Origin of the sequence: Lysinibacillus sp. FSL K6-0075 (assembly GCF_038592945.1) — a bacterium.
In the GTDB taxonomy this organism is placed as follows: Bacteria; Bacillota; Bacilli; order Bacillales_A; family Planococcaceae; genus Lysinibacillus; species Lysinibacillus fusiformis_F.
The window spans coordinates 3263114-3283157 of the sequence record NZ_CP151947.1 but is presented as its reverse complement, the minus strand read 5'-3'; the positions used below and the strand labels follow the sequence as shown (position 1 = coordinate 3283157).

At 39.3% G+C, this 20044-nt stretch carries 22 protein-coding genes; all 22 read left to right on the top strand.

Features of this window, described 5'->3' with window-relative positions:
* Nucleotides 1-40: 40 nt before the first annotated feature.
* Entirely contained in the window at nucleotides 41-1882 is a 1842-nt protein-coding gene (gene dnaK, locus MHB65_RS16090; protein ID WP_342441019.1) for a molecular chaperone DnaK, read from the top strand.
* A 236-nt stretch (nucleotides 1883-2118) separates the two neighbouring features.
* Nucleotides 2119-3237, top strand: a complete 1119-nt coding sequence (dnaJ, locus tag MHB65_RS16085) for a molecular chaperone DnaJ (RefSeq protein ID WP_016995416.1) — start codon at nucleotides 2119-2121, stop codon at nucleotides 3235-3237.
* 21 nt (nucleotides 3238-3258) lie between these two features.
* A complete protein-coding gene (gene prmA, locus MHB65_RS16080) occupies nucleotides 3259-4200 on the top strand; it encodes a 50S ribosomal protein L11 methyltransferase (RefSeq protein WP_342441018.1) in 942 nt (313 codons plus the stop codon).
* Between the two features lie 81 nt (nucleotides 4201-4281).
* On the top strand, nucleotides 4282-5019 hold the full coding sequence (locus MHB65_RS16075; protein WP_342441017.1) for a 16S rRNA (uracil(1498)-N(3))-methyltransferase: 738 nt from the start codon (nucleotides 4282-4284) through the stop codon (nucleotides 5017-5019).
* 15 nt (nucleotides 5020-5034) lie between these two features.
* Nucleotides 5035-6369, top strand: a complete 1335-nt coding sequence (mtaB, locus tag MHB65_RS16070; protein ID WP_342441016.1) for a tRNA (N(6)-L-threonylcarbamoyladenosine(37)-C(2))-methylthiotransferase MtaB — start codon at nucleotides 5035-5037, stop codon at nucleotides 6367-6369.
* 198 nt (nucleotides 6370-6567) lie between these two features.
* Nucleotides 6568-7239, top strand: coding sequence for a deoxyribose-phosphate aldolase (gene deoC, locus MHB65_RS16065; RefSeq protein WP_205444479.1), 672 nt, complete (start codon nucleotides 6568-6570; stop codon nucleotides 7237-7239).
* 137 nt (nucleotides 7240-7376) lie between these two features.
* The gene (locus MHB65_RS16060) at nucleotides 7377-7601 is read left to right on the top strand and encodes a spore coat associated protein CotJA (RefSeq protein WP_342441015.1); all 225 of its coding nucleotides are present in this window, start codon (nucleotides 7377-7379) and stop codon (nucleotides 7599-7601) included.
* Complete coding sequence (locus MHB65_RS16055) at nucleotides 7598-7861, top strand: spore coat protein CotJB (RefSeq protein ID WP_016994107.1); 264 nt, start codon at nucleotides 7598-7600, stop codon at nucleotides 7859-7861. Before MHB65_RS16060 ends, MHB65_RS16055 begins: the two co-directional genes overlap by 4 nt.
* A gap of 24 nt (nucleotides 7862-7885) precedes the next feature.
* Nucleotides 7886-8455: a manganese catalase family protein gene (locus tag MHB65_RS16050; RefSeq protein ID WP_342441014.1), complete on the top strand. Its 570-nt coding sequence runs from the start codon at nucleotides 7886-7888 to the stop codon at nucleotides 8453-8455.
* 263 nt (nucleotides 8456-8718) lie between these two features.
* On the top strand, nucleotides 8719-8892 hold the full coding sequence (gene rpsU / locus MHB65_RS16045; RefSeq protein WP_004227078.1) for a 30S ribosomal protein S21: 174 nt from the start codon (nucleotides 8719-8721) through the stop codon (nucleotides 8890-8892).
* A 313-nt stretch (nucleotides 8893-9205) separates the two neighbouring features.
* Nucleotides 9206-10534, top strand: coding sequence for a nodulation protein NfeD (locus MHB65_RS16040; RefSeq protein ID WP_342441013.1), 1329 nt, complete (start codon nucleotides 9206-9208; stop codon nucleotides 10532-10534).
* Between the two features lie 3 nt (nucleotides 10535-10537).
* Complete coding sequence (floA, locus tag MHB65_RS16035) at nucleotides 10538-11542, top strand: flotillin-like protein FloA (RefSeq protein WP_342441012.1); 1005 nt, start codon at nucleotides 10538-10540, stop codon at nucleotides 11540-11542.
* A gap of 25 nt (nucleotides 11543-11567) precedes the next feature.
* A complete protein-coding gene (locus MHB65_RS16030) occupies nucleotides 11568-12044 on the top strand; it encodes a hypothetical protein (RefSeq protein WP_342441011.1) in 477 nt (158 codons plus the stop codon).
* A 54-nt stretch (nucleotides 12045-12098) separates the two neighbouring features.
* A complete protein-coding gene (locus MHB65_RS16025) occupies nucleotides 12099-12347 on the top strand; it encodes a hypothetical protein (protein ID WP_205444468.1) in 249 nt (82 codons plus the stop codon).
* Between the two features lies 1 nt (nucleotide 12348).
* Nucleotides 12349-13461, top strand: a complete 1113-nt coding sequence (locus tag MHB65_RS16020; RefSeq protein ID WP_342441010.1) for a sporulation protein YqfD — start codon at nucleotides 12349-12351, stop codon at nucleotides 13459-13461.
* Nucleotides 13462-13463: 2 nt separating this feature from the next.
* Entirely contained in the window at nucleotides 13464-14420 is a 957-nt protein-coding gene (locus tag MHB65_RS16015) for a PhoH family protein (RefSeq protein WP_205444466.1), read from the top strand.
* A 227-nt stretch (nucleotides 14421-14647) separates the two neighbouring features.
* A complete protein-coding gene (locus tag MHB65_RS16010) occupies nucleotides 14648-16768 on the top strand; it encodes an HD family phosphohydrolase (RefSeq protein WP_205444465.1) in 2121 nt (706 codons plus the stop codon).
* A gap of 8 nt (nucleotides 16769-16776) precedes the next feature.
* Nucleotides 16777-17250, top strand: coding sequence for an rRNA maturation RNase YbeY (gene ybeY, locus MHB65_RS16005; protein ID WP_205444463.1), 474 nt, complete (start codon nucleotides 16777-16779; stop codon nucleotides 17248-17250).
* Entirely contained in the window at nucleotides 17251-17601 is a 351-nt protein-coding gene (locus tag MHB65_RS16000) for a diacylglycerol kinase family protein (protein WP_205444462.1), read from the top strand.
* A gap of 59 nt (nucleotides 17602-17660) precedes the next feature.
* Nucleotides 17661-18074 (top strand): cytidine deaminase, encoded by a 414-nt coding sequence (locus MHB65_RS15995; protein WP_205444461.1) that lies wholly within the window; start codon nucleotides 17661-17663, stop codon nucleotides 18072-18074.
* Complete coding sequence (era, locus tag MHB65_RS15990) at nucleotides 18061-18978, top strand: GTPase Era (protein WP_205444459.1); 918 nt, start codon at nucleotides 18061-18063, stop codon at nucleotides 18976-18978. Before MHB65_RS15995 ends, era begins: the two co-directional genes overlap by 14 nt.
* Nucleotides 18979-19245: 267 nt before the next feature.
* Complete coding sequence (recO, locus tag MHB65_RS15985) at nucleotides 19246-20031, top strand: DNA repair protein RecO (protein WP_205444457.1); 786 nt, start codon at nucleotides 19246-19248, stop codon at nucleotides 20029-20031.
* The last annotated feature ends 13 nt before the right edge of the window (nucleotides 20032-20044 follow it).

Here is a 20044-nt window from a genome sequence, read left to right as displayed (position 1 = left end):
AAACGCATCCCTTGCGTTGACATAATAGGAGGAAATTTTAATGAGCAAAATTATTGGTATTGACTTAGGAACAACAAACTCTTGCGTTTCTGTACTTGAAGGTGGAGAACCAAAAGTAATCCCAAATCCAGAAGGAAACCGTACGACACCATCTGTTGTTGCATTTAAAAATGGAGAACGCCAAGTTGGTGAAGTAGCGAAACGTCAATCAGTAACAAATCCTAACACAATCATTTCTATTAAATCAAAAATGGGTACAGCTGAAAAAGTAACAGTAGAAGATAAAGACTACACACCACAAGAAGTATCTGCTATGATTCTTCAATACTTAAAAGGCTATGCAGAAGACTACTTAGGGGAAAAAGTGACAAAAGCAGTTATTACAGTTCCTGCTTACTTTAATGATGCACAACGTCAAGCGACAAAAGATGCTGGTAAAATCGCAGGTCTAGAAGTAGAGCGTATCATCAACGAACCAACAGCTGCTGCACTTGCTTATGGTTTAGATAAACAAGATCAAGATCAAAAAGTATTAGTATTTGACCTTGGTGGCGGTACGTTTGACGTGTCCATCCTTGAGTTAGGTGACGGTGTCTTTGAAGTATTAGCTACAGCTGGTGATAACAAACTAGGTGGGGATGATTTCGATGACGCAATTATCGAGTATCTAGTAGCTGAATTCAAAAAAGAAAACGGCATTGACTTATCAAAAGATAAAATGGCGATGCAACGTTTAAAAGATGCAGCTGAAAAAGCGAAAAAGGATTTATCTGGTGTAACATCAACACAAATCTCTTTACCATTCATTACAGCTGGCGAAGCAGGTCCATTACACTTAGAAATTTCTTTAACTCGTGCGAAATTTGACGAAATTACTTTACCATTAGTAAATCGTACAGTAGGTCCAGTACGTCAAGCATTATCTGATGCGGGTCTTTCTACTTCTGAAATTGACCAAGTTATTTTAGTTGGTGGTTCTACACGTATTCCAGCAGTACAAGAAGCAGTACGTAAAGAAACAAGTAAAGAGCCTCACCGTGGTGTAAACCCTGACGAAGTTGTTGCAATGGGTGCTGCAGTACAAGGTGGCGTATTAACAGGTGATGTAAAAGACGTTGTATTACTTGACGTAACACCGCTTTCACTTGGTATTGAAACAATGGGTGGCGTGTTCACGAAATTAATTGACCGTAATACGACAATCCCTACTTCAAAATCACAAGTATTCTCTACAGCAGCTGATAACCAACCAGCAGTAGATATTCATGTTCTACAAGGTGAGCGTTCAATGGCAGCTGACAATAAAACATTAGGTCGCTTCCAATTAGCAGATATTCCACCAGCACCACGTGGTGTACCTCAAATCGAAGTAACATTCGATATTGATAAAAACGGTATCGTATCTGTAAAAGCAAAAGATCTTGGTACAAACAAAGAGCAAACAATTGTGATTCAATCTGATTCTGGTTTATCAGAGGCAGAAATTGAACGCATGGTAAAAGACGCAGAATCTAATGCTGAAGCAGACGCTAAACGTAAAGAAGAAGCAGATCTTCGTAACGAAGCTGACCAATTAGTATTCCAAGTGGACAAAACAATTGCTGACCTAGGTGAGCAAATTACAGAAGACGAGAAAAAATCTGTTGAAGATGCTCGTGATGAATTGAAAAAAGCGCTTGAAGCTGGTGAGCTAGAAGGCATTAAAGCAGCTAAAGAAAAATTAGAAGGCGTATTACAGCCACTAGTGATGAAAGTTTACGAACAAGCGGCAGCAGCTGCTCAAGCAGCTCAAGGTGGCGATGCAGGTGCAGACACTGGCGCTGGTAAAAAAGATGACGGTGTTGTAGACGCTGAATTCGAAGAAGTAAAAGACGATAAATAAGAAGTAACACAGTTAAGTGAAAAAGCCAAAGACCGCTTGCGGCTTTGGCTTTTGTCATGATGTGACGTCACTTCACGTAAATGGCACCATTTATGGGGTAGTTGCATACGTTAGCTGCTAGGAAGTGAGAATCTTCATTATTATGGAACATATAGAATGTTTAATCGAAAAAATGAGGCAGTTTTTTTAACTGCATGTTACAATAGATTTTATGCAAACAGAGCGGAGTGTGAATCATGGAGAAACGCGATTATTACGAGGTGCTTGGTTTAACAAAATCGGCTACAAAAGATGAGATTAAAAAAGCATACCGTAAATTATCAAAACAATATCACCCTGACCTTAATAAAGAGCCGGGTGCAGATGAAAAATTCAAAGAAATCGCTGAAGCATATGAAGTATTAAGTGACGACCAGAAAAAAGCACGCTACGACCAATTTGGTCATGAGGATCCGAATGCTGGTTTTGGTGGTGGCTTTGGAGGGGGCGGCTTTGGCGGCTTCGAGGATATTTTCAGTTCATTCTTTGGCGGAGGTGGTCGCCGTCAAGATCCAAATGCTCCACGTAAAGGGGATGATCTGCAATATCGTATGAACATCCAATTTGAGGAAGCAATTTTTGGAAAAGAAACAGAAATAGAAATCCCGAAAGATGAAACGTGTGAAACATGTCACGGTTCAGGAGCAAAACCAGGCACGCAACCAGAAACATGTTCGACATGTAAAGGTGCAGGTCAAATCAATCAAGCAGTGGATACACCATTTGGTCGTATGATGAATCGTCGTACATGCTCAACATGTCATGGAACAGGTAAAATTATTAAAGAAAAATGTACGACTTGTCGTGGAGAAGGAAAAGTCCAAAAACGTAAGAAAATTAAAGTGACGATTCCAGCAGGTGTGGATGATGGACAACAAATTCGTGTATCTGGTCAAGGTGAACCAGGTATAAACGGTGGACCTGCAGGGGATTTATATATTATGTTCCGCGTTCAAGGTCACAAGGATTTTGAACGAGATGGAGACGATATTTACTTCGAGTTGAAATTAACATTCCCTCAAGCAGCACTTGGGGATGAAATTGAAGTACCAACAGTCCATGGGAAAGTAAAATTACGTATTCCAGCTGGAACACAGTCAGGTGCTCAATTCCGTCTAAAAGATAAAGGTGTTAAAAATGTTCATGGTTATGGTATGGGTAATCAATATGTGACAGTAAAAGTGATGACACCAGAAAAATTAACGGAAAGACAAAAACAATTACTACGAGAATTTGCAGAAATTAGTGGCGATATCCCTGAAGAGCAAGGTAGTTCACTATTCGATAAAATTAAGAAAAAATTCCAAGGTGAATAATTAGAGGAGCTGAAGAGCTACGTGAAGTGGTCAGAATTATCCATTCATACAAAAAATGATGCGGTAGAAGCAATTTCGAATATTTTGCATGAAGCAGGTGCAAGTGGTGTTGTCATCGAAGATTCTGCAGAGTTTGCGAAGCCACGTGAAGATCAATACGGTGAAATTTATGCACTAAATGAAGATGATTTCCCGAAAGATGGTGTAATTGTCAAAGCTTATTTATCCGAGTCTAGTTTTTTAAATGAAACAGTCGAAGAAATAAAAGCAGCTATCACAAATTTAACGAACTTTAACATTGATATTGGTGAAAATGTGGTATCCATTGTGGAAGTTAATGAAGAAGATTGGGCAACTGCCTGGAAGCAATACTACCATCCTGTTAAGATTTCTGAACGCTTTACTATCGTACCAACATGGGAGGAATACAAACCCGTTTCAACAGATGAACTAATTATTGAATTAGACCCTGGTATGGCCTTTGGTACAGGCACACACCCAACGACGGTGATGTGTTTACAAGGACTTGAAAAAGTCATTAAAGAAGGGGATACGGTTGTTGATATCGGTACAGGATCAGGCGTACTGTCTATTGGTGCAGCATTACTTGGTGCCAAAAGTGTGCATGCGCTCGATTTAGATGAGGTAGCGGTACGTTCAGCACGAGAAAATGTAGCATTAAATAAAGTGGAAGATAAGGTGGCAGTGTTCCATGGTAACTTATTGGATACTGTAAAAGAACCAGCAGATGTAGTAGTCGCTAATATTTTGGCTGAAATCATCATGTCCTTCACTGACGACGCGTATACAATTGTAAAACCAGGTGGATTATATGTCACTTCGGGCATCATCGGTGCAAAACGTGATGATGTTAAAGTAGCTTTAGAAGCTTCAGGCTTTGTGATCGAAGAAGTATTATTAATGGAAGATTGGGTAGCGATTATTGCCCGTCGTCCACTATAACTTGACTAAGGAAGCGCCAAATCGTGAGCCGTGTGCTTGTGATTTGGCGTTTTCGTTTCTTGCTAGAAAGGACTGTGTGGCATGCAACGTTATTTTATTGAAACAGCAATAGAGAATGCACGTATTAGTGGCGAAGATGCACGGCATATTGAGCGAGTGATGCGTATGAAACAAGGCGACAAAATTGTAGTTGTAGCACAAAACATTGCGCATATATGCACAATTGAAGGATTTGAAGGAGATGAGGTCGTCATTGAAGCGACTGGTCAAATAATCCCTTCATCAGAGCTACCTATTCAAGTAACAGTAGCTTGTGGTTTGCCAAAAGGTGATAAGCTAGAGCTCATTACCCAAAAAGCCACAGAGCTTGGGATGTTTGCTTTATTACCCTTTGAAGCTGAACGCTCCATTGTAAAATGGGACAAGAAAAAAGGAGCAAAAAAGCAAGAAAGATTACAGAAAATTGCCAAGGAAGCTGCGGAACAAGCCCATCGCACGCATATTCCAACAATTTTTGAACCCATATCATTTAAACAGCTGTTACAACAAATAGATCATTTCGACGCCGTGTTTATTGCGGATGAAGAGGATGCAAAGGCAGAAAAACGCACAAGGTTTGCGGAGAAGCTAAAAAACGTGTATGATAAGAAGTCGAAATCAATGCTTATAATATTTGGTCCTGAGGGGGGCATTTCTCGTCAAGAGTCGGAAGCGCTATTACAAGCAGGCGCTCAAACGATGTCATTAGGACCGAGAATTTTACGAGCAGAAACAGCGCCATTATACGCACTGTCTGCCATATCCTATGAATTTGAATGAAAGAGGTGTTCAGCCTTGTCAAAAGTGGCTTTTCACACACTTGGCTGTAAAGTAAATCATTACGAAACAGAAGCAATCTGGCAACTGTTCAAGGAAGAAGGCTATGATCGTACAGAATTTGATCATCAAGCAGACGTATATGTCATTAATACTTGTACAGTTACCAATACTGGAGATAAGAAATCTCGTCAGGTGATTCGTCGTGCAGTGCGACAAAATCCTGATGCCGTTATTTGTGTAACGGGATGCTATGCGCAGACATCCCCAGCAGAAATCATGGCGATTCCTGGCGTTGATATTGTTGTAGGAACACAGGATCGTACGAAATTGTTGGGCTATATTGACCAATATCGTGCAGAACGTCAACCGATTAATGCCGTACGTAATATTATGAAGAATCGTGTATATGAGGAACTAGATGTACCAGCATTTACGGACCGTACACGTGCTTCATTAAAAATACAGGAAGGCTGTAACAACTTCTGTACATTTTGTATTATCCCATGGGCACGTGGCTTAATGCGTTCTCGTGATCCACAAGAAGTTTTACATCAAGCACAGCAACTAGTTGACGCGGGCTATCTAGAAATCGTTTTAACGGGTATTCATACGGGTGGCTATGGACAAGACTTAAAAGATTATAATCTTGCACAGTTACTGCGTGATCTAGAAGCCAATGTAAAAGGCTTAAAGCGCCTTCGTATTTCATCTATTGAGGCTAGTCAATTAACAGATGAAGTCATTGAAGTTCTTCGTGAATCAAAGATTGTTGTTAACCATTTACACATTCCAATTCAATCAGGTTCTGATACGGTTTTAAAACGTATGCGTCGTAAATATACAATGGAATTTTTCGGTGAACGTTTAACGAAATTACATGAAGCATTACCTGATTTAGCTGTCACATCAGATGTCATTGTTGGTTTCCCAGGTGAGACAGAGGAAGAGTTTATGGAAACGTACAACTTTATTCGTGATCATAAGTTCTCTGAACTACACGTCTTCCCGTTCTCTCCACGTACAGGCACACCAGCTGCACGTATGGAGGATCAAATTGATGAAGATATTAAAAATGAGCGTGTACATCGCCTTATTTCTTTAAATGATCAACTGGCAAAAGAATATGCATCTCGTTTTGAAGAGCAAGTATTAGAAGTGATTCCTGAAGAATTTGTCCATGATGGCAGTGAAGAAGAAGGACTTCTAACTGGCTATACAGACAATTACTTAAAAATAGTGTTTGAAGGGCCAGAAAATCTCATTGGGCAGCTTGTAAAAGTAAAAATTACACAAGCAGGCTATCCACACTCACAAGGACAATTTGTTCGCGTTTTAGAAACAGTTAATTAATATGAAAAGGATTGCCAGCATCTATAGGCAATCCTTTTTTGTTCTTGGAAAATGCTAAAATAAATTCTAATATCGATGTCATAGTGCGAATTAAAATCAACCAAATCAATAATATAGAAAGATATTAGACGGCAACATGAAAAAGTGGTATGATTCGAAGAGGTACGTACATCTTGCTTAATGAAGGAGCGTTCAACAATGGAACAAAATTTTGCACGTATGATTGATCATACATTATTAAAGGCTGAGGCAACAAAGGAACAAATTGAAAAATTATGTGCAGAAGCTAAACAATTTAACTTTGCTTCTGTTTGTGTAAATCCAACTTGGGTTAAACGCAGCAGTGAATTATTACAAGGTACAGAAGTTGTAGTTTGTACGGTTATTGGCTTCCCGCTTGGTGCTAATACACCAGCAGTCAAAGCATTTGAAGCAAAAGATGCTATCGCTAACGGTGCAAAAGAAGTGGATATGGTCATTAATATCGGTGCGTTAAAAGATAAAAACGATGAACTTGTACAAGCGGATATCGCAGCAGTTGTAGAAGCGGCTAAAGGTAGCGCACTTGTAAAAGTTATTATTGAAGCATGCTTACTAACAGACGAAGAAAAAGTGAAAGCTTGTGAGTTAGCTGTAGCAGCAGGTGCTGACTATGTGAAAACATCTACTGGTTTTTCTACTGGTGGAGCAACAGCAGAGGATATTGCGCTTATGCGTAAAACAGTAGGTCCTGAGCTTGGTGTAAAAGCTTCAGGTGGCGTTCGTAGCTTAGAGGACATGAAAAAAATGGTGGAAGCTGGTGCAACTCGTATTGGGGCAAGCTCTGGTGTAGCCATTATGAATGGCTTAATCGCTGATTCTAACTATTAATTTTTTCTTTTTTATAGAAGCCATAAGCTCTTGCGTTTATTCGCAGGAGCTTATGGCTTCTTTGTGTCTAATCAGCATATCATTTTTTTATTCACATATACTCCACTGATGAATGTGAATACTGAAAGGAGGATGTCATGTTTACACAGTATAAGTCTTGGAGGCCCTATATTAGCCCATTCGACCCTTGTAAGCCTATAGAAGTAAAGTATTATGCCACACCCCCACAACTGTATATGGGTTTTCAACCACCTGGACTACCCCAATTCCAAACCCCAAGAGAAGCGCTAATGGCAGGTACGCTATGGCCACAGTTATTTAGCCCATACCCATTTCCCCCTAAAAGGAGGGAGGAAGAATGACTAAAAAGATGCCGCCCGAATTTTATAAGCAGTTAGAAGAAATACAAGCAATCGATTTCGTCATTGTTGAATTAAACCTCTATTTAGACACGCATCCACACGATTATGACGCCATTCAGCAATTTAATGAAAATACTGAGAAAAGTATGAAGCTCAAAATTGACTTTGAACAAAAATATGGACCACTCATGAATTTTGGGAGAAGCTATTCGAATTATCCTTTTAACTGGATTGATACACCATGGCCATGGCAAGTCTAATCAAAAGATTAGGAGGAAGAATTTTTGTGGTATTATGAAAAGAAGCTTCAGTATCCAGTAAAAGTTAGTACATGTAATCCAATGCTTGCTAAGTTTTTAATTGAGCAATATGGAGGGGCTGATGGGGAACTGGCTGCAGCTCTTCGCTACATGAATCAGCGCTATACGATTCCAGATAAAGTAGTGGGATTATTAACTGATATCGCAACAGAAGAATTTTCACACTTAGAAATGATTGCCACGATGATTTATAAGCTAACAAAAGATGCGACACCAGAAATGCTTAAAGAGGCTGGTTTAGGTGATCATTATGTGAATCATGATCGGGCTTTATTTTATCAAAATGCCTCGGGGGTACCGTTTACAGCAACCTATATTCAGGCAAAGGGTGATCCTATTGCAGATTTATATGAGGATATAGCAGCTGAAGAAAAAGCACGCGCCACATATCAATGGATTATTGATTTATCCGATGACACGGATTTAAATGATAGCTTGAAGTTTTTACGTGAACGAGAAATTGTTCACTCTCAGCGTTTTAGAGAGGCTGTTGAAATTTTAAAAGATGATCAGGATCAGAAGAAGGTTTTCTAAAAATTTCTGGCTGTATCAAGTGAAACTTGAAACAGCCTTTTAGTTTGTCAAAATTATCATTTTAATTAGTATAAATAATGGATGTATTGCTAGCTAAATGTATAATGGGCAGGTTAACAAAAATAAAACCAAAAATTCACTTGATAATTTCGTATACTTTCTATTGACCATTATTAGACAATACGATATAATTTTTTAGTACACAACAGAAGGTTATTTGCCTAATTGTGTATTGACGTGTGTTCGGAGGGAGGGAAAGAGAGATGTCAAAAACTGTCGTTCGCAAAAACGAATCGCTTGAAGATGCTCTTCGCCGCTTCAAACGTACTGTATCAAAAAGTGGTACAATTCAAGAAGTTAGAAAGCGCGAGTTCTACGAAAAACCTAGCGTAAAACGTAAAAAGAAATCAGAAGCTGCACGTAAACGTAAGTGGTAATTTAATTTCCCATTAAAAATCCCTACGTTCATAACACGCAATTGTATGATTCACTGAGCAGACAAAGTTATACCTGAAATTAATCTCATTTTTGATTAATTTCAGGTATTTTACATTGCTCAACTTTACGTACATATGAAAAAGCCGAATGAAATCACATTGATTCATTCGGCTTTTTTACAACCCTCATGATGTGGGTAATTTTGATTCGAGATCATGATGTATAAATTAATAAATTTTTAAGATTTGTGAAACTTTTCGCATGATTGACCGTATATACAGAGGAGAAGCATGTTAGAAGGGAGGGAAAAAGGTGCGAAAACGGAGAATCCTCAGCTATTTACTAGTGATATGGATGACTTTTTTGTTAGCGTTTCCATTAACTTCGGCTTTTGCCAGTAATAAGGTTTATCATGTTCCGATTCATAATGAAGTAGAGCGAGGACTTCATGCATTTTTAGAACGAGCTTTTAAAGAGGCTGAAGAAAACAAGGCAGAGGCGATTATCTTAGAAATAAATACGCCTGGCGGTTTCGTGAATGCGGCAAGTGATATCGCCATGCTTATGGATGCAACGGACTTAAAAACGATTGCTTATATTAATAAGGATGCACACTCAGCAGGAGCTTTTTTAGCCTTACATGCGGAAAAGATCTACATGGTTCCAAATGGAACAATCGGTGCAGCGGCAGTTATCGATTCAGCAGGGAATGCAGCCGACTTAAAGGCCAATAGTGCTTGGCTTGCTCAAATGAAAGCAGCGGCAGAAACGTCAGGTCGCGACCCTAAGTATGCATTAGCCATGGCAGATACCAACTATGAACTACCAGAATACCGTGCTGGCGGTAAGAATTTATTAACCTTATCAGCCTCAGAGGCATTAAAGGTTAAGTACTCTGAGGGGACGGTTAAGAATTTTCAGGAGCTTTTAGAGGTAACTAACCTAAATGGTAGTGATATAGTTTCCATTGAACCAACCTTCTCTGAAAAATTGGCTCGTTTTATTACAAATCCCATCATTGTACCTATTCTATTATCTATCGCAAGTTTAGGACTTGTAATGGAGCTTTATTCGCCAGGATTCGGCGTTCCAGGTATAATGGGTTTATCAGCACTTGGTTTATTTTTCTTTGGACATATGGTTGCGGGCTTTGCGGGATATGAAACATTGTTGTTATTTATTATTGGTTTAGCCCTTTTAATTGCAGAGTTTTTTGTCCCCGGTGGTATTGTTGGTATTTTAGGTGGTGTATTAATAGTACTAAGTCTGATACTGGCAGGTGCAAATATGATGCAAATGATAGTAGCAATTCTCATTGCGCTTGTGATAGCGATGATAGGAATGGTGATTCTGATGAAATTTTTCGGAAAAAAACTGCATGTCTTAAACAGGCTTGTGTTAATGGATGCAACCACGACAGAAGAAGGGTATGTATCTAATGTGAATCGCACAGAACTGTTAGGGAAAATAGGGAAAACGCTTACGCCATTACGTCCATCTGGAACAATGGTACTGGGTAGTGAACGCATTGATATTGTATCAGAAGGTGGCTATATCGATGCCAACCAACATGTAGAAATTATTAAAGTTGAAGGCTCACGCATTGTTGTGAGACAAACAGATAAAGAGATGGAGGAATAGAAAATGGGTCTTGATTTAGGTTTGATTGGTCCTATTGCCGGACTAGTTATTTTATTCATTGTTCTTGCGGTATTCTTTACCTTTGTACCCGTAGCACTGTGGATTTCTGCATTAGCAGCAGGTGTACGTGTGAGTATTTTCACATTAATTGGGATGCGCTTACGTCGTGTAATCCCTTCACGAATTGTTAATCCGTTGATTAAAGCACATAAAGCAGGTTTACCTGTTACGATAAACCAGTTAGAGAGTCACTATTTAGCAGGTGGTAATGTCGACCGCGTCGTGAATGCCTTAATTGCGGCTCACCGTGCTAATATTGAGTTATCGTTTGAACGTTGTGCAGCAATTGATTTAGCTGGGCGTGATGTGTTAGAAGCTGTTCAAATGTCTGTTAATCCAAAAGTTATTGAAACACCATTCATTTCAGGTGTAGCAATGAACGGGATTGAGGTTAAAGCAAAGGCCCGTATTACTGTGCGTGCCAACATCGAGCGTTTAGTCGGTGGTGCTGGTGAAGAAACGGTAATTGCCCGTGTAGGGGAAGGGATCGTTTCTACAATTGGTTCCGCTACTAGTCATACGGAAGTATTAGAAAATCCGGATATGATTTCGCAAACCGTATTATCTAAAGGTTTAGATTCAGGGACAGCCTTTGAAATCTTATCCATTGATATTGCCGATGTAGATATCGGTAAAAACATCGGGGCCGAATTACAAATTGAACAAGCACAAGCGGATAAAAACATTGCGCAAGCAAAAGCTGAGGAACGTCGTGCAATGGCTGTAGCAAATGAGCAAGAAATGATTGCACGTGTTCAAGAGATGAAGGCGAAAGTAGTAGAAGCAGAGGCAGAAGTACCACAAGCGATGGCTGAAGCCTTACGTTCTGGTAATCTTGGTATTATGGATTATATGAACTATCGTAATATCCAAGCGGATACAGCAATGCGCGACTCGATTTCAAAAGTAAGTAATGATAAGCCTGAAAAAAATGAACCCAATGCTTAATAACGGAAAGGAGCAGAACTAACATATGGAACAGTTAATACTCTTTGCCATAATTGCCATAGTCAGCTCTATTTTCGGAAAATCAAAAAATAAAAAGCCTCAGAAACAGATGCCTCCTTTTAATAAAGACACAGTGGCAGAGCCTCCAGTTATGGAGAAAGCACCACATCGTACAGGGAAAGCACAGAGTTTTGAAGATTTTGCACGAGAATTTATAGGTGACTGGATTCCAGAAAATGAAAAAGTCGAGGAGCCTAAAAAATTTGTCGAAGAACAAGTGAAAAAGGAAATGCCAAGCTATATTGCCCCAACAGTCACTCCAGCAGATGTCCCTCGCCGTACTTCGAATCGAGAAAGTCGAGGACGTTTAGCTGCTGGAAAAAAAGAAGTGCAATCAGTTGGCACTCATTCGACTATACAACTACCTCAATCTAAAAATGATCTTGTGCAAGCAATCGTGATGGCTGAAATATTAGGGCCACCGAAATCAAAAAGAAAATAACTAGCATGTCCTCCTTTTTCGATGCATATATTGCCGAAGAAGGAGGCATTTTTTATGAAAAAATTATTTCAATTAACGCCACTACTTGAGTTGTTAGAATACGAATCATTAAAAATTATTGGACCCTACCGTTTTATTCATGCAGATGCTACGACCTGTTCGTTTGTCTATGCAGATTATCATATTACTGTCAATGCGGATTCAGTGACAATCAATGCGCTCAAAGAAGAGATGCTACATCTATCTGTTGACAATCTACAGGAACTTCATATGAAAATGACAAAGAATATGGGTGTGAGCTAAAATGTGGAATAATCGGCCTATTATTATACGTATAAAGCGCCATGAAAATGTTCATCCTTTTATTCAAGCATTGCACGCTCAACATGTTCCATTAAAGCGTGTAGTCTTTCGTGAGCAGGAAGTTTCCTTTGAAACGACGATGCATTATCTACCAAAAATTCGCCGTGTGCGAAGACGTTTTCGTTTGAAAATGGCTGTTTTTTATGCAGATGAGCTTCAAGTTTTTCGAGCGCAAATTTGGACTTTGTTGGGCTTAGCCTTAATGATTGCTATTCCGATCCTCTGTGCACAAGTCATTTGGCGAGTGGACATCGAAGCAGCGACACCAGAGCTGGAGCAGCGTTTAGGCAAGACCTTTCATGATACCTTTCAACTAGAAACCCCGCTATCCAAAAAAAAATTACCTTCAAATACGGTCATACGACAAAAGCTGTTAGAGCAGCACCGAGAGCTATCATGGGTGCATATTGATAAACACGGCGGACGAGTAATTCTGAGACCACAAGAATCACCGAAACAAACAGAGCAAACAAATGACAAATTAGCCTCCCATATAGTAGCCACGAAAAGTGGTGTCATTACCCACTTTAATATACAACATGGCGAGCGAAAAATTTCAGTAAATGATACAGCCTATGAGGGGGATGTCCTCGTTAGTGGTGTATTAGAAAGTGGTAAAGATCAAGTTTTTGTTGGAGCAAAGGGTGAGGTTTTTGCAGATTATTGGCTTGAATGTTCGTTTAAAATTCCAACAAAAATTACGGTGGAAACGTTGCAACAAAAACAATGGCGGGTATTGGTAAAGGGTATACATCAGGAAAAGGTAGATTATGTACAAAAGAAGGATTTACCGAATTGGCTAACCCACTATGTTTCGATTGTGGAGGAGCAACAGACGAAAACCATGCAAGTGGAGCTGGATGAATCGAAAATTGAGTCATTGTTGATTCCTTTATTGCATGAAAAAGTATTGCGTTCGTTACCTGCAAAAACAATTATTAAGAAAGAAAACCTTTTACAGGCAAAGTGGGGGAATGGTACAGTTGAAGGGAAAGTTCTATTTTTAGTCAATGAAAACATTGCAAGTCCAATACAAGGCCTACAAGGAGAATGATTATGTCAGAACAGTTAACTGTATTACAGGTGGATAATCCAAATGAAGCGGTTATGCTACTCGGTATTTCCGATGCAAATATGAAATTAGTTGAAGAAGCACTCAAAGTTCATATCATTACGCGTGGTGAACAAATTCAACTGGCGGGTGAAGAAAATGCTAAGGAACAGGCAACCTATCTTTTACATGCTTTATTGAAGGTCATTCGCAAAGGAATTAATATTGATCAACGTGATGTCTCAACTGCGATTGAAATGACACAAAAAGGAACGATTGAATATTTTGCAGAACTGTATGATGAAGAAATAGCACGCACGACGAAAGGCAAACCGATTCGTGCAAAAACAATTGGTCAACGAGAATACATACAAGCAATCCGTCATAAAGACGTTGTTTTCGGTATTGGTCCAGCTGGTACTGGGAAAACGTATTTAGCGGTAGTCATGGCAACACAGGCACTTAAAAATGGCCATGTTAAGCGAATAATATTAACTCGCCCTGCTGTTGAAGCAGGAGAGTCTCTAGGCTTCCTTCCAGGGGATTTGAAGGAAAAGGTAGATCCATATCTACGACCTCTCTACGACGCTCTAAATGACATCTACGGGTCCGAACAAACACAACGGCTGATAGAACGGGGAACGATTGAAATCGCTCCTTTAGCCTATATGCGTGGCCGTACATTAGATGATGCCTTCGTTATTTTAGATGAAGCACAAAATACAACCCATCAACAAATGAAAATGTTCCTAACACGTCTAGGCTTCGGTTCTAAAATGGTCATTACAGGGGATAAAACGCAAATCGATTTACCTAAAAATACGGAATCCGGCTTGATTGTAGCGGAACGTACATTAAAGTATGTGAAATCTATCCATTTCCAAGTATTAGAACAAGGCGATGTAGTCCGTCATCCAATCGTTGCCAAAATCATCCAAGCCTACGAAGAACAGCAACTTTAGAATTGCGTAGCAATTCTAAAGTCTGCCCCGAAAGCGAAGCGGCAGGGGCAACGAGGTTTTGAAGTCTGCCGGGAAAGTAAAAGCCTAAATTACGAAATTAATCAAAATATGGAAAAAAATGTGACAGCTATGCGAAAAAGCATAGCTGTTTTTTGCTTTCTTATACATTTTTCGAGAAAAATGTATGTTGAATTGGTATGATAGTAGGTAGATAGAGGAGGTGCCAGATGGAGAAACAACTTCGAAAATTTACAGAGCTTATCGGTTTTCGCTACTTTCTTATCATCATTCTCATTTTAACAGGCGGCCTACAATTTGCATTTATGTATGGCAATGTTAAAGGAGTTACATATGATTTCAAACCATTACAGCTTGCGCCTGAAACCGTACGATCTACTAAAACGATTGAAGACACTTATAAGACACAGCTAGAGAGAGAAAAAGCTGCCAATGCAGTGGATTCGGTCTATCAATTTTCGGAGGATGTCGCCAAGCAAAGAGCAGCGATTGTAACATCATTATTTGATTATGTTTTGGAAGTGAAAAAGGATGTTGCAAATAGTAAGGAACCTATTCCTATTGCCGACCAAGTTGCACAGCTTCGCAAAAAATTTGAATCAATAGACGAAGACCAGATGCCGTTAATTTTTACAGATTCACAGCTGGAAGGTCTATTAGTGCAAAGTGAAGAAGATTTAACAAGAACAAGTACGCAATTATCCAAATTTGTAGAGGAATATTTACAAAAATCCATCCGACCAGAGAACGTTTTTGTTGCTCAAAATGATTTTGAGACCAAGATTCGTGGACAACGAGGGTACCCTGATAAAATATTCAATACAGTCGTGTTAATAGGACGTACAAGCATTATTGAAAATGAAACAATTAACGAAGAACAGACGAAGATTCGAAAACAGCAGGCCAAAGAAAGCGTAGAGCCTACACGCATTTTACAAGGTCAGATTATTGTTCAGGAAGGCCAAATTATTGATAATGAGGCTTTCAGACAATTAGAGCTATTAGGGATGGTTAGTAATAAAGCCTCCTTGAAGCCTATTGCAGGGCTTATTATTTTAACGCTATTGCAAATGATGTTTATGTATATTTTATTTGAGCGTTGGGAGGCTAACGAACGAAAAAAACGTAATGCACTGTTAGTGACAGTGATTGTTTATAGTTTGTCTATCTTGCTGATGGAATTTATTAGCTTAGTTTCTGGTGGCTTTGATGTGACGATTGCCTTCCTATTCCCAACTGCATTAGCTACAATGCTTGTACGATTGTTAGCAGATGAGCGAGCGGCTGTTTTGGTTACAGTCATGACTGCTGCTTCAGCAGGTGTTATTTTCCAAGAAGGCTATTCATCTGTTATGCAAATGGAAATTACGTTGTATATCATATTTGGAGGGTTTGCAAGCCTATTCTTTTTGCGTAGTGTGGAAAAACGCTCACATATTTTACATGCGGTTGGTGTGATTTCTCTTGTCAACATGGCATTTATCGCCTTTTATTTATTAATGACACAATCATCTTATGGCTTACCAGAATTAGTATTTTACTTAATAGCAGCGATGTTGTCTGCCTTGCTTTCAGGGGCATTGACAATGGGTCTTTTACCATTCTTTGAATCAGCATTTAGCTTACTATCGTCTTTACGTTTAATCGAATTATCCAATCCCAATCACCCATTATTAAAAAAATTACTAATGGAAACGCCAGGGACATATCATCATAGTGTGATGGTAGCGAATCTAGCAGAAGCTGCCTGTGAAGAAATCGGTGCGGACGGCTTATTAGCACGTGTTGGCTGTTATTATCATGATATCGGTAAAACTAAACGTCCAGCCTTTTTCATCGAAAATCAGATGTCGGGTATTAATCCGCATGATTCATTACCACCTGAAACAAGTGCAGAGATTATTATCGCCCATACGACAGATGGTGCCAACATGTTAAAACGTTATAAAATGCCTCAAGAAATCATTGATATCGCTTTACAGCATCATGGCACAAGTTTGTTAAAATTCTTCTTATTTAAAGCGAAGGAAGAAGGAAAAAGCATTGATGAAGCAAAGTTCCGATATCCAGGGCCTAAACCACAAACAAAGGAAGCGGCTGTTATAAGTGTTGCGGATAGTGTTGAGGCAGCGGTACGTTCAATGAAAGAGCCAAACGCAGAGAAAATTCAGAAGCTAGTACGAGCGATCATTGATGATCGCGTACAAGATAATCAGTTTGATGAATGCGATATTTCAATAAAAGAGTTAAAATGTATAGAGAGAGTACTTTGCGAAACGTTGAATGGTATTTTCCATTCACGTATTGAATATCCAAAGGCAGATAAGTAGGAGGATCTATGATCTTAACAATTGATTTTACGGATGAAACAAATGAAGTGGGAGCACAACATATGGAGCTTGTTGAAAAGCTATTACAGCATGCTGCAAGTGTAGAAAACATTGAGCCAGAAACAGAGGTTTCGGTGACGTTTGTAACGAACGAGACAATTCAAGATATTAATCGTGAATATCGTGGCAAGGATCAGCCAACTGATGTCATTTCCTTTGCACTAGAGGAGCTAGGGGAAGGGGAAATGGAAGTAACTTTTGAAGGGATGCCACGTGTATTAGGTGATATTATTATTTCGACAGACCGTGCAAAAGAGCAGGCTGAGGAATATAATCATTCCTTTGAGCGAGAATTAGGCTTTTTAGCTGTACATGGTTTTTTACATTTACTTGGTTATGACCATATGGAGCCAGAAGAAGAGAAAGTGATGTTTACAAAGCAAGATGAGATTTTACAAACTTTTGGCTTAGGACGAGACTAGATGGATTTACGCAAATACTTGCGATCTTTTGGCTATGCGTTTGAAGGCATCATAACTGCAAGTAAAGAACAAAATTTAAAATCACATATATTGAGTGCAATCATTGTTATACTGGCTAGTTATTGGACAGGTTTATCTCGTATGGAATGGTATATTGTGCTACTATTAATAGCACTAATGTTTGCGCTGGAAATGATGAATACAGCGATCGAACGGGTTGTCGATTTAGCTTCCCCAGAGATACACCCACTTGCTAAGCAGGCAAAAGATATTGCGGCAGGTGCAGTGCTTGTATTTGCGCTATTCAGTGCTATAATCGGATTACTCATCTTTCTGCCAAAATGGTTTTAATGGAAATGAGTGTCTTCTAAATGAAAATAAACCATAAATGTGAGGGAGAATTAGTATAGATGACAATAGATATGCAAGCATTATTAGAGGAATCAAAAAAAGCGCGTGAAAAAGCCTATGTTCCTTATTCAAAATTTAAAGTAGGGGCAGCTCTATTAACGAAAGATGGAGAGGTTATTCACGGCTGTAATATTGAAAATGCAGGCTATAGTATGACGAATTGTGCTGAGCGTACAGCGTTTTTTAAGGCAGTGTCAGAGGGGACTTACGAATTCGAAGCCATTGCCATTGTAGCTGATACGGACGGGCCATGTGCCCCATGTGGAGCATGTCGTCAGGTGATGATGGAGTTTTGTGCTCCAACTATGCCTGTTTATTTAACGAATTTAAAAGGTGATGTGACGGTAACGTCAGTGGGCGAATTACTACCGTTTGCATTTACGACGGAGGATTTAGAGAATGCAGGAAACTAACAATGGCTATAAATCAGGCTTTATCTCCATCATTGGTCGTCCAAATGTTGGCAAATCGACATTTTTAAATCGTGTCATTGGCCAAAAAATTGCGATCATGAGTGATAAGCCACAAACAACAAGAAATAAAGTACAAGGCGTACTGACAACAGATGATAGCCAAATGATTTTTATAGATACACCAGGTATCCACAAGCCGAAACATAAACTAGGCGATTTCATGCTGAAGGTTTCTAAAAACACATTGCGTGAAGTGGACGTTATTATGTTTATGGTCAATGCTGAGCAAAAAATCGGTAAAGGCGATGAATTCATACTAGAAATGCTAGCAGGAAATCCAACGCCTGTCTTTTTGGTTATCAATAAAATTGATGCCATTCATCCAGATGAACTAATAGGAATTATTGAGAGCTATAAAGAGCGCTATGACTTTGCGGAGATTGTACCGATTTCAGCGCTACAAGGCAATAATGTAGAAAATTTATTAGTGACATTAGGGAAGTATTTACCAGAGGGACCGCAGTATTACCCAGCAGATCAAGTGACAGACCATCCAGAACGATTTATTATTTCAGAACTTATTCGTGAAAAAGTCCTGCATTTAACACGTGAAGAAATTCCTCATTCGATCGCAGTGGTAATTGATAAAATTCGTCGTGATGAAGAAAATGATGATAAAATTCGTGTAGCGGCTACAATTATTGTGGAGCGTGATTCACAAAAAGGGATTGTTATCGGAAAACGTGGAGCCTTGCTAAAAGAAGTAGGGACACGTGCCCGAAAGGATATCGAAATGTTATTAGGGTCTAAAGTATATTTAGAGCTATGGGTAAAGGTGCAAAAGGATTGGCGCAATAAATCTACACATTTACGCGATTTCGGATTCCGTGATGATGAATATTAGGCTTTTTTCCTAATTTGTATCGAAAGCGAAGCGTCAGATACAGAAGACTCCCACTTATTCGGGAGATGAACATATGTTTTTTCAGCAGGTGTTTAGTGCCTGGTGGATCAGGATATAGACTCCAGATTTTGACGTGACAGTTTGGGTTCACTTCTTCTTGTAAGCGCAAAATCTGGCAGTATTTGATCGTTTTATTTTTGAGCTGTCCAAAATTATTTTGGGCAGCTCTCTTTTCATGGATAGTTCTTTTAAGAAAGGAGGGGGATTATGCTTCATAAATGGGAGGGTATTGTATTAAAGGTTCGCGCATATGGTGAATCCAATAAGATAGTTATTTTGCTAACGCGAGAAGCTGGCAAAGTGGCTACGATGGCTCGAGGGGCAAAAAAACCTTCTAGTAGATTGGCTTCCGTCACGCAACCCTTTACCTATGGCATGTTTATGGTACAACATCATACGGGTATGGGGACATTGCAACAGGGAGAGCATTTGAATTCAATGCGCCATATTCGTGAAGATATTATGGCTACTGCTTATGCTAGCTATATTATGGAATTAGTGGAGCGAGTTGTAGAAGAAGGGAAGCCAGAACCATTTGCGTTTGATGTCTTGCTACAAGCATTACAAGCAATTGAGGATGGCTATGATCCTGAAGCCATTACACTGTTTGTTGAATGGAAAATGTTGCCCTATACAGGTGTACAACCTATTTTACATGCCTGTGCTGCGTGTGGCGCTGTAGATGGGGAATTTGCTTTTTCCTTTGCTCAAGGAGGATTTTTATGCCATCGCTGTTATCAACATGATCCCTATATCATTCGCTTAACGCCAACACAGCTGAAACTGATCAGGATGTTCTACACTGTTCCTATCGACCAAATTGGAAAAATAGAGCTGAAAAAAGAAACAAAATATTTCATAAAAAAAATTATTACAACCATCTATGAAGAACAAACGGGGATTCGGTTTAAGACGAGAAAATTTATTGAGCAACTAGAACGTACCCCTGAATTGCAAATACGCTCGAAAGACGAAATGCCAGAAGAACCATAATGTTCATCTGGCA